Source organism: uncultured Roseovarius sp. (genome assembly GCF_947259555.1).
GTDB lineage: Bacteria > Pseudomonadota > Alphaproteobacteria > Rhodobacterales > Rhodobacteraceae > Roseovarius.
On sequence record NZ_CAMYMD010000100.1, the window covers coordinates 115,462 to 128,227 of the forward strand.

The following is a 12,766-nucleotide window of genomic DNA, read 5'->3' on the forward strand; positions in this document are numbered from 1 at the left end:
TCTATTAGTATTACTAATGTCTGGATTGATCATGGCCCGCTCCCTTCCTCCGATGACATGGTTCCGCGTCTTCGAAGCCGCCGCGCGACACCTCAGCTTTACCGCCGCAGCCGCGGAAATCGGCTTGACGCAATCGGCGGTCAGCCAACAGATCAAGGCGCTTGAGACACGGTTGCGCGTTGCCTTGTTCAATCGGCTGCCACGTGGGCTTGCGCTTACCGATGACGGACGCCGCTTGCTGCCGCATGTGAGCGCCGCGCTTGAGCGTCTGACTGCCGCAACCGATATGTTTGATGTCGGGCCGTCAGACGAGCTTCTGACCATCGCCACGTCGGTCAGCATCGCGCAATGGGTTCTGGCCCCTCGTCTGGACGAATTCACGGCAGTGCATCCACACTTGCGCGTCCGGCTCCTGAGCGCGATCTGGCCGGATGATTTTCAAAGCGCCATGGCAGATGTCGAAATTCGCTTTGGGTCGTCCAAACAAGCCGGCAAGAACGCGCATGCGCTGACGCCAAACCGGCTGATCGCACTCACATCACCGAAGCTGACCTGTCGGCTGCCACAGGCGCAGCTGATCGAAACCGTGGGCACCTCAGACGGCTGGAAAACCTGGGGCATGGCCGCTGGTCTGCCCGGTCTGACCCCCTCCCTTTTCACCGACAGCTATGGCATGGCGCTGCAACTGGCGGCCCATGGCCAGGGCGTGGCTCTTGTCAGCGAATTACTCGCCGGTCACGCGTTGGCCTCGGGTCAATTGATCCTGGCGCACGAGGCGGCAATTGATGGCAAGGAGGGCTATCACCTGACAGTAAATCGACCATCCGGGGCCGCATCGGATTTCAGTGCCTGGCTACTCACACAATCGCAGTCTTTCGGGCAGAGGGAAAATCAGGGCTGACTGTTGATTGTCACTGAAACCTGACCCGGCATTGTCACCGAGACGTGATCCACCCAATTATTATGGTCTGTGGGTCTTGATGTCGGTGATATCGGTCGCCCAAACCGCATCGGACGCAGCCCACCGGATCTGCATTTCCCCAGGTTGCGGCGCACCAAGCACATGGAACCTGTCGCCGGTTTTCTGTGCATTCGGGGCATGAGCCGTTGCGGCAAGTTTCATTCCATCCACAACATATTGTCATTACCCCCAACAATTTGCTTTACAGGCCGCGCCGGAGACCGCACCATATATTGTATGGGCGAAGGGATTGGCCCCCGCCCGTAGAGCAGGCACCCAGCGCTTGGGGCTCAATACGACCCTCGCGCTATAGCAAATGAGGCGGCGCCATGGCACTTTCAGAGCAATTCCTGCAAGACGACATTCACCCCATTGATATCGTTGAGCATATCGCCGAACATCACGACTGGGAATTCGACCGCATCGGCGACGACCAGATCGCCATGGCCGTCGAAGCCCAATGGCGCACCTATTCCCTCACGCTGGCGTGGTCCGGCTTTGACGAAACGCTGCGATTGGTCTGCACCTTCGAGATGGACCCGCCTGCCGAAAAATTGCCCGCACTGTTCGAGATCTTGAATGAAATCAACGATCAGTGCTGGGCTGGCTCCTTTACCTGGTGGGCCGAGCAAAAACTGATGGTCTACCGCTACGGTCTGGTGCTGGCAGGTGGTCAGGTCGCCAGCCCCGAGCAGATCGACACGATGCTCCACGCGGCGGTCATGAGCGCAGAGCGCTATTACCCCGCACTGCAACTGTCGATCTGGGGCGATCAATCCCCCCGCGACGCCATGCAAGTCGCCATTGCAGAGGCTTACGGCCGCGCGTAAAACTGGCCCTCTCAAGGCAACGGCAGATGAGGGGGCACATCCATGACACTGGACGATCTGGCTGAAAAGGGTCTCGTCTTGCTCGGCTGCGGCAAGATGGGCAGCGCCATGTTGCAGGGCTGGCTCGCGAACGGTTTGCCGCCTGCCTCGGTCTGGGTGATCGACCCCAAACCGTCAGACTGGCTGCGCGGTACCGGCGTTCATCTCAATATCGAGTTGCCAAGCAACCCCGCTATCGTTCTGGTGGCGGTCAAGCCCCAAATGATGGGCGAGGCCCTGCCGAGCCTCACGGCAATGGGCAATGGCGCAACGCTGTTCGTCTCCGTGGCCGCCGGCACACCCATCGCCGCATTCGAGACCATTCTGGGCGACAAGAGCCCGATCGTGCGCGCAATGCCCAACACTCCGGCCGCCGTCGCGCGGGGCATCACCGCAATCATCGGCAATGCCAATGCGACCAGCGAACAGCTCGATCTCGCCGAGATGCTGCTGCGTGCGGTGGGCCAGGTCGTGCGCCTCGAACACGAAGGCCAGATGGACGCGGTCACCGGCCTGTCGGGCTCGGGGCCGGCCTATGTGTTTCACATGATCGAATGCATGGCCAAGGCGGGCGAGGCTCAGGGCCTCTCGCCCGACCTTGCCATGCAATTGGCGCAAGCGACGGTCGCCGGTGCCGGGGCATTGGCCGAGGCGGCAGAAGAGCCGCCCGCCCAACTGCGCCAGAATGTGACCAGCCCCAATGGAACCACGCAAGCCGGGCTTGAGGTGCTGATGAACGCTGACACAGGCTTGCCACCATTGATGAAAAAGACCGTCGCCGCCGCCGCCGACCGCTCGCGGGAGCTGCGCAATGGCTGAGATTTCCTTCGACGACTTCCTCGCCGTGGATATCCGCGTCGGACGCGTGACCCGCGCCGAGCCCTACCCCGAGGCACGCAAACCCGCGATCAAGCTCTGGGTCGATTTCGGTCCGGAAATCGGCGAGAAAAAATCGAGCGCCCAGATCACCGCACATTACACGCCCGAGGCTCTGATCGGGCGTCAGGTTTTGGCGGTGGTGAACTTTCCACCGCGCCAGATCGGCAAGTTTCGGTCCGAAATTCTCGTACTCGGGTTGAGCGATGGCAATGACGGTATCGTTCTGATACGACCCGATCAGGACGTTCCCATCGGAGAGAAATTGCAGTGAAACGTATCCTTCTGACCCGGCCTTTGCCGGATCGCGTGGTCCAAGAGGCCCGCGCCCATTTCGACGTCGAGACACGTGACGACAACACACCGCTCAAGCCCGGCCAGATGCGCGGCGCGCTTGCGCTCTATGACGGTATCCTGCCGACACTTGGCGACATGTTCGCGGCCGATATTTTCACCGACGCCGAGAATTCGCGCTGCCGGATTCTCGCCAATTTCGGGGTTGGCTACAACCATATCGACGCCGCCGCGGCCCGCAATGTCGGGATCGCCGTAACCAACACGCCCGGTGCGGTGACAGACGCCACCGCAGACATCGCCATGACGCTCATCCTCATGACCGCGCGCCGGGCAGGAGAAGGCGAGCGCATGCTGCGCGCGGGAAAATGGCCCGGCTGGAACCCGACCCAAATGCTCGGCCTGCATGTCACGGGCAAGACGGTCGGGATCATCGGCATGGGCCGCATCGGCCAGGCCATCGCGCGGCGCTGCCATTTCGGTTTTGGCATGAACGTCGTTTATCACAACCGCTCGCCCAAGCCGCTCGATTTCGATGCCCGTCAGCTGGAATCGGTGAATGACGTCGCGGCAGCGGCGGACTTTGTCGTCACAGCCGTACCCGGCGGCGCCGAAACCCGTCAGTTGATCAATGCACCCGTGTTCGAGGCCATGCGCCCGACGGCGCATTTCATCAACATCGCCCGAGGTGACGTGGTGGATGAGGCGGCGCTGATCACCGCGCTACAAGACGGCCAGATCGCGGGGGCCGGGCTTGACGTCTACGCGCAAGAGCCGATCGTGCCGGACGCGCTCAAGGCGATGGAGAACGTCGCCCTGCTTCCGCATCTGGGCACAGCTGCGCTCGAAGTGCGCGAAGCCATGGGATTGATGGCCGTCGAAAACCTGCGCGCGTTCTTCGCCGAAGAGACCCCGCCCAACCTCGTGAATTGAGGCTGGCCGGGGTATTCGAGTATTTTTGGAACAATGAAAGGCGCGCGCGCTCAGGCGTGCGCGGCCACCACGATGAACTCGACAAGATGCTTGGGGGTGGCCAGTTTGGCCTCGCCACAGGCGCGGGCCGGCGTATGGCCTTGTGGCACCCAAGCGTCCCAGATCTCGTTCATTTCGGCAAAATCCTTCATATCCGCCAGCCAGATGGTGGTTTGCAGGATACGCGTCTTGTCGCTGCCGGCCTCGGCGAGCAGGGTATCGACCTTTTCCAGACAAGTCCGGGTCTGTTCCGTGACCGTGTCTTCGGGGTTGCCGACCTGCCCTGCGAGATAGATCGTGCCATTATGGCTGACGATCTGGCTCATACGGGCGCCAGTATGGTGGCGGGTGATGTCGCTCATGAAGTATCCTTTCAACGATGGGTCCGCCCCTTCTAGGTGGACCGCCGCAGCCATGCCAGTGCCAATCGCTACATCCACCAGCGGGCTCTGTCGTGCCGCGCGAACCATCCCCCAACGCTGAAATGGTCCCGCCGGACAAGCAGCACAAGCGCTATGAAAGCGGCCAGCACCGCGAGATCGATCACCTGATTTCGGTTAATCGGAAACCCCCTGTCATTCACGGCAAAGGGGTCAAGAAAGCCGTCCCAACGGCGCGTCACGGTAAAAAAGTGCATGACAAGCAGGCTACCATAGGAAAAATACCGCAGGATACCAAAGGCCGCGAAAGCGCAGATCGCGATCTGGAAACCACCCATCGCGTAAACCTGTGCAAGGCTCACATCGACCTCGTCGAAATGGCGTGCAAGGTTCTGATATTGCGTCGGGGTGATCACCTTATGCGCGGCCCACAGGAAAATGAACCAGACCAGGCCCAGTCTCAGGATCAGCAGCGCCAATGCATCGGTCTTGTCCTGTGGCGATAGAATGATCTGCTCGTTCATTGCCATGGCACCAACCCTTCCTTGCAAACACACCCTCGCTAGCGCCGGAATGCCCTGCAATCAAATCACAGCTTGGCGAGGCATGTTTCTTACCTACTCGCTTTGCCTTCGTGCGTGGTTTCTCACTCGCAGCATTGCACTATTTAGCCAACAGATTATCGTTACGATAATGTCTTTGGATAAGATGAGGGTTAGATGAGGTTCTTATGTTGCGACTTGGGCGGCACTACCGCAGATTGGGCGGTTTTTGACACCGATGCTTCGGACTTCATTTTTAGAGTCGCGCTGCACACCTCAGAACACGAGGATTTCTATGAAATGATGGATCATTTTCTCGTGTCCTACAGGAATCACATGGGCACTGAGAATTGTATGATCGACAACACGACTTTCGGTGTCGCTGGTCCGACAGATCATATTAGAGTCTCTCCAACCAACATAGAAGGCTGGGAAATCAACGTCACCACGACCAACGCTATCCTTGAAGATCATGACCATCGTGGATTTTCGTCCATTGTCAACGATTTCGAGGCTCTGGGTTATGGTGTCCTTTACATGATGGAGCATGGGTTCTCAAAAGAGGATTATGAACCCGTCTATGGCCGTTTTCGGGTCGGTCCCGTTCGTGTGGGTGAAGACCAAGGGATAACATCGCTTGTATGCGGACCGGGAACGGGCCTTGGAGTAGCCTGCTTGGTAGACGGGCTCGAAAAGAATGGTTTTCCCTATATATTCAGCTCCGAAGGCGGACATCAGTCACTCGCACCAGAGACGCCGGAGCAATACCGGCTGTTGGAATCCTCGGGCGTCTTTCGCGGCAAGCAGTCGTACGAAGACGCTCTATCCCACGTTGGCTTGCGCAACATGTACAACTATTTTCGCAAAGCGGATTACTCTGCGGAACCAAATTACGCGATTCAATCCAAGGAAATCGTCATGCTTGCGACGAGCGGGAAGGATCAGGCGGCAACCGACACGATAGAGTTGTTCTGCGAGCTCTTAGCTAATTTCTGCGGAAATGCCGCTTTGGCCTTCAATTGCGACAAGGCGGTTTTTCTGTGGGGCGGGGCGCTGCGTCTAATGCCTGCGGCGCTTCTGAAAACCCGTTTTAAACGTCATTATGCGGACAGATGTAGCCACAGCGACCGCATCGCGAAAGTGCCGGTCGTTCTGCTTACTAATGCTGATATTCCGCTCCTTGGTTGTGCACATCGTTCGATGTTTGAAATGGATTTCTTGTTAACTGAGGAGTGAGCGATGCAATTGTCGCGAATTCGCGCTGATAGAGGTTTGTCAAAGGGTGCAATGGTGCGTGAATTAAGAACAGAGATACGGGGGTTTGATCTCAACGAGGCCCTTCTTGACAAGTTTGAAAAAGGACAATTGTCGAGCGCACGTGTAAATGCCATCGAAAAGGCTGTACACGCTGTTTATGGAGTTACCGAAGTCAAGAAGAAAAGGGCGCAAACCTTTCAGAGATTTCGCTTGGGAAGACGCGCAGTGTTTTTTGTCTTGATCGTTTTTATTCTGTTGATGGCGGCCTTGCTCTCTTTCATGTTTCGTGATCACGAGTTTGTTAAGGAATTTCGCGAGTTGCTTGGCATATTGGCTGCGCTCGCCAGCGTATTGGGCCTGCTTGCGGGAATTGCACTACGTGATCGTGACTGAAGCTCGACTCTGCAATGTCAGCCGCCATGCACTTCGAGACTATCCTTCGGCGCCTCGGCGCGGTCATGTTTGCCGTAATCCCGGATCACGCTGACGACGCGCAGGCGGTAGTCGTCAAACATCACCTCGCGCCCGAGGCTCTGCGCATGTCGATGCTCATGAAGCTTGCGCCACCGCTCCACCGCCGCCTCATCCTCCCAAAAACTCAACGACAAGAGCTTGCCGGGATGGGTCAGGCTCTGGAACCGCTCAACGCTGATGAACCCCTCGACGCCTTCCACCAGCGCGCGCATCTTCGCCGCCATTTCCAGATAAGGCGCCTTTTGCCCCTCTGCCGGTTCCACCTCGAATATGATCGCGATCATTCCATTTCTCCCCGTGCTGCGGGCACCAGCTTCAGGAAAGTCCGGTCTTCGCGCAACAGAAACTTCTCTTTCTGCGCAAAAGCATAGTTTTCGCGCCCCAGCGGATCCTCTGCCAGCCGTGCGCGATAAGCCTCGTAATCGGCCAGCGACGCCACGGTGTAGAGGCCATAGGCCAGCGTGCTGCTGCCCTCATGCGGCGCGAAATACCCGATCAGGTCCGCGCCGCAGCGCGGGATTGCGACCCCCCAGTTGCGCGCGTACCGGACAAATTGGTCCGTCTTGGTCGGGTCGATATGGTAACGGATCACACAGGTCAGCATTTGGTCCTCCTTGGCTGGCTGCATTGATCCTAGCCACTTGCGACATGCAAATGCTTCGACTATGGTCGAACCATGAAAGACGGACCTGATATCGCGCAAATCGCGGCGCTCATCGGTGACCCGGCCCGCGCCAACATCCTGACCGCCTTGATGAGCGGCAGGGCCCTCACAGCGTCCGAGTTGGCATCCGAGGCGGGCGTCACCTTGCAAACCGCGTCGTCGCATCTGTCAAAGCTCGAGAATGCCACCCTGATACGGGTGCGCAAGCAGGGGCGGCACAAGTATTTCACGCTCGGCTCCGAGGATGTGGCCCATGTGCTCGAGGCGCTGATGGGCCTCGCGGCGGGCGCAGGCCAACTGCGCACGCGCCCCGGGCCACGCGACCGGGCGATGCGCCATGCCCGGGTCTGCTACAACCATCTGGCCGGGGCCATGGGCACCCGGATGTATGACAGCCTGATGGCCCGCGACTGCCTGCGCCATGAAGATGACATGCTGCTCCTTACCACCTCGGGGCAGGAGTTTGTCACCCAACTCGGGCTTGACCTCGAAACCCTGCCCTCGCCCCGCACGGCGCTGTGCCGTGACTGCCTTGATTGGTCGGATCGCCGGTCTCACCTGGCCGGGCGTCTGGGACGGGGCCTGCTCGCGCATTTCGAAACCCTCGGCTGGCTCCGGCGCGTACCCGGGAGCCGGATTATCGAGGTCTCCGGCGAGGGGCAGACGTCGTTCGACCGGGCCTTCCCGGTCGTCTGAGACGGGTCGAGTGAATAGCGCGGCGGTCGCACAGGCTGTCAATTCGCGTTCAGACCAGATTGCGCAAGTCATAAGTCCAGACTAGGCTGATCTTATGGCGATTCCGGTTGAGACATTCTTTCTCGCCCCCGAGGCGGAGGGCACCTTGCAGGCGCAGATCCAGCAAATGATCGCGCAAGGCATTCTGTCGGGCCGTTTCCGCAAGGGCGAAAAGCTGCCTTCGTCGCGCAAACTCGCCGCGCATCTCGGGGTGAGCCGGATCACGGTGACCCTCGCGCTGACCGAGCTACAGGCCAATGACTATCTCGAGGCGCGCGACCGGTCCGGCTACTACGTCTCGGAAAATGCGCCGGAACCTCCGGCATTCACTACGCCCGCGGCACGCGCCGACACGATCGACTGGTCGCGTGCTTTGGGGCGGCGCTTCACCGGCGGCGACACCCCCGAGAAGCCGCAGGACTGGGCGCGCTATCGCTATCCGTTCATCTATGGCCAGACCGATCCGGCGCTCTTTGATCACACCAACTGGCGGCATTGCGCGCTGCGCGCGCTCGGGCAAAAGGACTTTCAGGCGCTGACCGCCGACTACTACGATCAGGACGATCCCGAACTGATCGAGTTCATCGCCCGCCACACCTTGCCGCGTCGCGGAATTCTCGCGCAACCCTCTGAAATCCTGGTCACAATGGGCGCGCAGAACGCGCTCTGGCTGACCGCCCAGGTGCTGCTGACACAACGCCGCACGGCAGTAATCGAGAACCCCTGCTACCACGCGCTTCGCGATATTCTCATGCAATCGCGCTGTCATCTGACGCCGGTAGACGTCGACCGAGACGGCCTGCCGCCCGACGCCCTGCCGGATCAGGCCGATGTGATCTTCACCACCCCCAGCCATCAGGCCCCAACCAATGCCACCATGCCCCGCGCCCGGCGCGAGGCGCTCTTGGCCAAGGCGGCGGATATGGGCGCACTGATCGTAGAAGATGATTACGAGTTTGAAGTCTCCTTTCTCCGCGCGCCTCTGCCGGCGCTCAAGTCGCTCGATACCGAGGGTCGGGTGATCTATGTCGGCTCCTTCTCCAAGTCGATCTTTCCGGGCCTGCGCCTTGGCTACCTTGTTGGCTCCAAGGCGTTTATCCGCGAATGCCGCGCCCTGCGCGCCTCCGTGTTGCGGCACCCGCCGGGCCATATTCAGCGCACGGCGGCCTATTTTCTGTCGCTCGGCCATTACGACAGCCTCGTGCGGCGCATGGGGCAGGTGTTCTCCCGCCGCCGCAAGGTCATGGAAGACGCCCTCTCCGAACACGGGCTCGACGTCGCCGGACGAGGCGTTTTCGGCGGCTCATCGATCTGGATGGAGGCCCCCGCTCATATCGACATGGGCCAGCTCGACGCGCACCTGCGCAAGCGTGGTGTACTCGTGGAGCCGGGCACCCCGTTCTTTCATGGTACGAACCGCCCTCGCAATTTTTACCGTCTCGCCTATTCCTCCATCTCGTCGGAGCGCATCGCCCCGGGCATCGCGCAGCTGGCGCATGAATTGGCAGACCATCCTCTGCGGCCCCGGACCAGCACCAGCTTCGAAATTAATACATAAACTCAAAAGGTTAAAGCAACGTTACGGTCGTTTCAAATCAACGCCAACGCCTAAATAATATCCATTATTGATACCAATGTTCTCATTATTTTACATTTTTGGCTTTATCTGCCATATTCAACTGGCCCTAGAAGCGGCCCACCGCCGCCGCTAATGTCTGCACAGATGTTCAAGCCAAGCACGATGTCCGTGCCTGACCCGAAGGATAGCCCTAATGAAGATGACCACCGAAGAAGCCTTTGTAAAAACCCTGCAAATGCATGGAATCCAACATGCTTTCGGGATCATCGGGTCGGCGATGATGCCGATCTCGGATATTTTTCCCAAGGCGGGAATCACCTTTTGGGACTGCGCGCATGAGGGTTCTGCGGGCATGATGGCCGATGGCTATACCCGCGCGTCGGCCAAGATGTCGATGATGATCGCCCAGAACGGCCCCGGCATCACCAATTTCGTCACCGCCGTGAAAACCGCCTACTGGAACCACACCCCGCTTCTGCTGGTGACCCCGCAGGCCGCCAACAAGACCATCGGTCAGGGCGGCTTTCAGGAGGTCGAGCAGATGAAACTGTTCGAGGACATGGTCGCCTATCAGGAAGAGGTGCGCGACCCCACGCGCATCGCCGAGACGCTCAACCGCGTGATCCTTCAGGCCAAGCGCGCCTCGGCGCCTGCGCAGATCAACATTCCCCGCGATTTCTGGACGCAGGTCATTGACGTGGACTTGCCCGCCATCGTCGAGTTCGAGCGCCCCTCTGGCGGCGAGACCGCGATAGCCGAGGCCGCCAAGCTGCTGAGCGAGGCCAAGTTCCCGGTCATCCTCAACGGCGCGGGCGTGGTTCTGGCGGGGGGCATCGACGCCTCGCGCCAACTGGCCGAGCGTCTCGATGCGCCGGTCTGCGTGGGCTATCAGCACAACGATGCCTTCCCCGGTTCGCACCCGCTTTTTGCCGGGCCGCTGGGCTATAATGGCTCCAAGGCGGGGATGGAACTGATCGCCAAGGCCGATGTCGTGCTCTGCCTCGGCACCCGGCTCAACCCGTTCTCGACCCTGCCGGGCTACGGCATCGACTACTGGCCCAAGGACGCCAGGATCATTCAGGTCGATATCAACCCCGACCGCATCGGCCTGACCAAAAAGGTCACCGTGGGTATCGTGGGCGACGCCAAAAAGGTCGCGGCCTCGATCCTCGGCAGCCTCGCCGACAGCGCGGGCGACGCGGGCCGCGACGCGCGCAAGGCGCTGATCGCACAGACGAAATCCACCTGGGCGCAGCAGCTCTCCTCGATGGATCACGAAGAGGACGACCCCGGCACCACCTGGAACGAACGCGCCCGCGCCGACAAGCCCGACTGGATGAGCCCGCGCATGGCCTGGCGCGCGATCCAGAGCGCGCTGCCGAAAGAGGCGATCATTTCCTCGGATATCGGCAACAACTGCGCCATCGGCAACGCATACCCGTCCTTCGAAGAGGGCCGCAAATACCTCGCGCCCGGCCTGTTCGGCCCCTGCGGCTATGGCCTGCCGTCGATCATCGGTGCCAAGATCGGCCAGCCGCATGTGCCGGTCGTGGGCTTTGCCGGGGACGGCGCCTTTGGCATCGCTGTCAATGAGCTGACGGCGATTGGCCGCGAGGAGTGGCCGCCGGTCACACAGATCGTCTTCCGCAACTATCAGTGGGGCGCGGAAAAGCGCAATTCGACGCTGTGGTTTGACGACAATTTCGTCGGCACCGAGCTTGACGAGAAGGTCTCTTATGCCGGGATCGCGCAGGCCTGTGGCCTCAAGGGCGTGCAGGTCAAGACGATGGACGCGCTCACCGACGCGCTCAATCAGGCGATCAAGGACCAGATGGAGAACAACACCACGACACTGATCGAGGTGTTGCTCAATCAGGAACTCGGCGATCCGTTCCGCCGCGACGCGATGAAAAAGCCCGTCGCCGTCGCCGGAATCGACGCCGCCGACATGCGCGAGCAGCAGGTCTGATCAATGAACGACCCGGCGGATAGCGATCTCATACTGGTCCTGAACGCCGGGTCGTCCTCGATCAAGCTGGCGGTTTTCGACGGCGATCTAACCGAGACATTGACCGGGATCGCCGATGGCATCGGCAGCACGGGCAGCCTGAAATTGGGCAGCGTCAAGACCGCGCAGGATTTCCCCGACCATGACAGCGCGCTGCAAGCGGTGCTTGCGGGGCTGGAGGCCAACGGCCTGCCGTTCAGCCGCTTTCGCGCCGCCGCGCATCGTGTCGTGCATGGCGGCACGGACCTGACCGAACCGGCGCGCATCACACCCGAGGTAGTCGCGGAAATCGGCCGCTGCTCGGCGCTTGCCCCGCTGCACAACCCGCACAACCTCGCCGCCATCAACACGCTGGCCCGCCTCGCCCCCGGTCTGCCGCAAACCGCAACATTTGACACCGCCTTTCACGCCACCAACCCCGAGGTTGCGGCGCGCTATGCCCTGCCCGCGCCGATCGAGGCGCGCGGCCTCCGGCGCTACGGGTTCCACGGCACCTCCTACGCCTCGCTGGTGCGGCACATGCCGAGCCTCACCGGCGCGGCGCTGCCCAAGCGCCTGCTCGCCTTCCACCTCGGCAACGGGGCCTCGATCTGCGCCATCCGCGACGGGCGGTCGGTCGCCACCACCATGGGCTATTCGCCGCTTGGCGGGTTGACTATGGGCACCCGCACCGGCGAGATCGACGGCAATGCCGTGCTGCGCCTCGCCGAGGAAGACGGCATCGCGGCCACGCATCACCTCTTGAACAAGGAAAGCGGGCTGCGCGGCCTTTCGGGCGGGCTGTCGGACATGCGCGCGCTGATGGAGGCGGACACGCCCGAGACTCGTTTTGCCATAGACCATTTCTGCTACTGGGCGCTACGCCATGCCGGATCGCTGATCGGTGCGATGGAGGGGGTCGATGCCGTGGCCTTCACCGGCGGCATCGGCGAGAACGCGGCCCCCATCCGGGCACGCATCTTTCAGGGGCTGGCATGGCTCGGCGCGCAGCTTGACGAGGCGGCGAACGACGCCGGCAAAACTCGCCTGCACGCAGCGGGCTCCGCCATCACCGGCTGGATCGTGCCCGCGCAGGAGGAACGCATGATCGCCGCCGACGCGCGGCATCTCCTGAATGTATTGCCACCATGAAAACCGGAAAAATGAACCGATGTC

15 protein-coding genes are annotated in these 12,766 nt (G+C 60.8%); 11 read left to right on the forward strand and 4 right to left on the reverse strand.

Features of this window, described 5'->3' with window-relative positions:
- Positions 1 to 16: 16 nt before the first annotated feature.
- The 5 genes from Q0X85_RS16790 (at position 17) to Q0X85_RS16810 (ending at position 3,933) form a co-directional block, all read left to right on the forward strand.
- The gene (locus Q0X85_RS16790) at positions 17 to 901 is read left to right on the forward strand and encodes a LysR family transcriptional regulator (protein WP_297773894.1); all 885 of its coding nucleotides are present in this window, start codon (positions 17 to 19) and stop codon (positions 899 to 901) included.
- Between the two features lie 389 nt (positions 902 to 1,290).
- Positions 1,291 to 1,791 carry a YbjN domain-containing protein gene (locus Q0X85_RS16795; protein ID WP_297773897.1) on the forward strand — a complete coding sequence of 167 codons (501 nt, stop codon included), beginning with the start codon at positions 1,291 to 1,293 and terminating at the stop codon, positions 1,789 to 1,791.
- 42 nt (positions 1,792 to 1,833) lie between these two features.
- Positions 1,834 to 2,649 carry a pyrroline-5-carboxylate reductase gene (proC, locus tag Q0X85_RS16800; RefSeq protein WP_297773900.1) on the forward strand — a complete coding sequence of 272 codons (816 nt, stop codon included), beginning with the start codon at positions 1,834 to 1,836 and terminating at the stop codon, positions 2,647 to 2,649.
- Positions 2,642 to 2,980: a tRNA-binding protein gene (locus Q0X85_RS16805; protein ID WP_297773903.1), complete on the forward strand. Its 339-nt coding sequence runs from the start codon at positions 2,642 to 2,644 to the stop codon at positions 2,978 to 2,980. The genes proC and Q0X85_RS16805 overlap by 8 nt, the downstream gene beginning before the upstream one ends.
- Positions 2,977 to 3,933: a D-glycerate dehydrogenase gene (locus Q0X85_RS16810; RefSeq protein WP_297773905.1), complete on the forward strand. Its 957-nt coding sequence runs from the start codon at positions 2,977 to 2,979 to the stop codon at positions 3,931 to 3,933. The genes Q0X85_RS16805 and Q0X85_RS16810 overlap by 4 nt, the downstream gene beginning before the upstream one ends.
- Before the next feature lie 50 nt (positions 3,934 to 3,983).
- Here the strand turns inward: Q0X85_RS16810 and Q0X85_RS16815 are convergent, their stop codons facing one another.
- The gene (locus Q0X85_RS16815; protein WP_297773909.1) at positions 3,984 to 4,334 is read right to left on the reverse strand and encodes a RidA family protein; all 351 of its coding nucleotides are present in this window, start codon (positions 4,332 to 4,334) and stop codon (positions 3,984 to 3,986) included.
- A 68-nt stretch (positions 4,335 to 4,402) separates the two neighbouring features.
- Entirely contained in the window at positions 4,403 to 4,882 is a 480-nt protein-coding gene (locus Q0X85_RS16820; RefSeq protein WP_297773912.1) for a hypothetical protein, read from the reverse strand.
- Between the two features lie 210 nt (positions 4,883 to 5,092).
- On the opposite strand from Q0X85_RS16820, the gene Q0X85_RS16825 reads away from it, so the two are divergent.
- Together Q0X85_RS16825 and Q0X85_RS16830 are read left to right on the forward strand one after the other, a co-directional pair.
- Entirely contained in the window at positions 5,093 to 6,130 is a 1,038-nt protein-coding gene (locus Q0X85_RS16825) for a glucokinase (protein ID WP_297773914.1), read from the forward strand.
- A 3-nt stretch (positions 6,131 to 6,133) separates the two neighbouring features.
- Positions 6,134 to 6,544 (forward strand): hypothetical protein, encoded by a 411-nt coding sequence (locus Q0X85_RS16830; RefSeq protein WP_297773916.1) that lies wholly within the window; start codon positions 6,134 to 6,136, stop codon positions 6,542 to 6,544.
- Between the two features lie 17 nt (positions 6,545 to 6,561).
- Here Q0X85_RS16830 and Q0X85_RS16835 read toward each other — a convergent pair whose 3' ends face one another.
- Both Q0X85_RS16835 and Q0X85_RS16840 read right to left on the reverse strand, forming a co-directional pair.
- Positions 6,562 to 6,909 (reverse strand): antibiotic biosynthesis monooxygenase, encoded by a 348-nt coding sequence (locus Q0X85_RS16835; RefSeq protein WP_297773919.1) that lies wholly within the window; start codon positions 6,907 to 6,909, stop codon positions 6,562 to 6,564.
- Positions 6,906 to 7,229: an NIPSNAP family protein gene (locus Q0X85_RS16840; RefSeq protein ID WP_297773921.1), complete on the reverse strand. Its 324-nt coding sequence runs from the start codon at positions 7,227 to 7,229 to the stop codon at positions 6,906 to 6,908. Before Q0X85_RS16840 ends, Q0X85_RS16835 begins: the two co-directional genes overlap by 4 nt.
- 72 nt (positions 7,230 to 7,301) lie before the next feature.
- On the opposite strand from Q0X85_RS16840, the gene Q0X85_RS16845 reads away from it, so the two are divergent.
- The 4 genes from Q0X85_RS16845 (at position 7,302) to Q0X85_RS16860 (ending at position 12,742) form a co-directional block, all read left to right on the forward strand.
- Complete coding sequence (locus Q0X85_RS16845; protein WP_297773924.1) at positions 7,302 to 7,985, forward strand: winged helix-turn-helix domain-containing protein; 684 nt, start codon at positions 7,302 to 7,304, stop codon at positions 7,983 to 7,985.
- Positions 7,986 to 8,079: 94 nt separating this feature from the next.
- Positions 8,080 to 9,582: a PLP-dependent aminotransferase family protein gene (locus Q0X85_RS16850; protein ID WP_297773926.1), complete on the forward strand. Its 1,503-nt coding sequence runs from the start codon at positions 8,080 to 8,082 to the stop codon at positions 9,580 to 9,582.
- 214 nt (positions 9,583 to 9,796) lie between these two features.
- Entirely contained in the window at positions 9,797 to 11,572 is a 1,776-nt protein-coding gene (xsc, locus tag Q0X85_RS16855; RefSeq protein ID WP_297773928.1) for a sulfoacetaldehyde acetyltransferase, read from the forward strand.
- A 3-nt stretch (positions 11,573 to 11,575) separates the two neighbouring features.
- Positions 11,576 to 12,742, forward strand: a complete 1,167-nt coding sequence (locus Q0X85_RS16860) for an acetate/propionate family kinase (RefSeq protein ID WP_297773929.1) — start codon at positions 11,576 to 11,578, stop codon at positions 12,740 to 12,742.
- Positions 12,743 to 12,766: the final 24 nt, after the last annotated feature.

Coding starts and splice junctions, on each gene's coding strand:
- Q0X85_RS16790 (WP_297773894.1), top strand. CDS start 17: ATGTCTGGATTGATCATGGCCCGCTCCCTTCCTCCGATGACATGGTTC.
- Q0X85_RS16795 (WP_297773897.1), top strand. CDS start 1,291: ATGGCACTTTCAGAGCAATTCCTGCAAGACGACATTCACCCCATTGAT.
- proC (WP_297773900.1), top strand. CDS start 1,834: ATGACACTGGACGATCTGGCTGAAAAGGGTCTCGTCTTGCTCGGCTGC.
- Q0X85_RS16805 (WP_297773903.1), top strand. CDS start 2,642: ATGGCTGAGATTTCCTTCGACGACTTCCTCGCCGTGGATATCCGCGTC.
- Q0X85_RS16815 (WP_297773909.1), bottom strand. CDS start 4,334: ATGAGCGACATCACCCGCCACCATACTGGCGCCCGTATGAGCCAGATC.
- Q0X85_RS16820 (WP_297773912.1), bottom strand. CDS start 4,882: ATGGCAATGAACGAGCAGATCATTCTATCGCCACAGGACAAGACCGAT.
- Q0X85_RS16830 (WP_297773916.1), top strand. CDS start 6,134: ATGCAATTGTCGCGAATTCGCGCTGATAGAGGTTTGTCAAAGGGTGCA.
- Q0X85_RS16835 (WP_297773919.1), bottom strand. CDS start 6,909: ATGATCGCGATCATATTCGAGGTGGAACCGGCAGAGGGGCAAAAGGCG.
- Q0X85_RS16840 (WP_297773921.1), bottom strand. CDS start 7,229: ATGCTGACCTGTGTGATCCGTTACCATATCGACCCGACCAAGACGGAC.
- Q0X85_RS16845 (WP_297773924.1), top strand. CDS start 7,302: ATGAAAGACGGACCTGATATCGCGCAAATCGCGGCGCTCATCGGTGAC.
- Q0X85_RS16850 (WP_297773926.1), top strand. CDS start 8,080: ATGGCGATTCCGGTTGAGACATTCTTTCTCGCCCCCGAGGCGGAGGGC.
- xsc (WP_297773928.1), top strand. CDS start 9,797: ATGAAGATGACCACCGAAGAAGCCTTTGTAAAAACCCTGCAAATGCAT.
- Q0X85_RS16860 (WP_297773929.1), top strand. CDS start 11,576: ATGAACGACCCGGCGGATAGCGATCTCATACTGGTCCTGAACGCCGGG.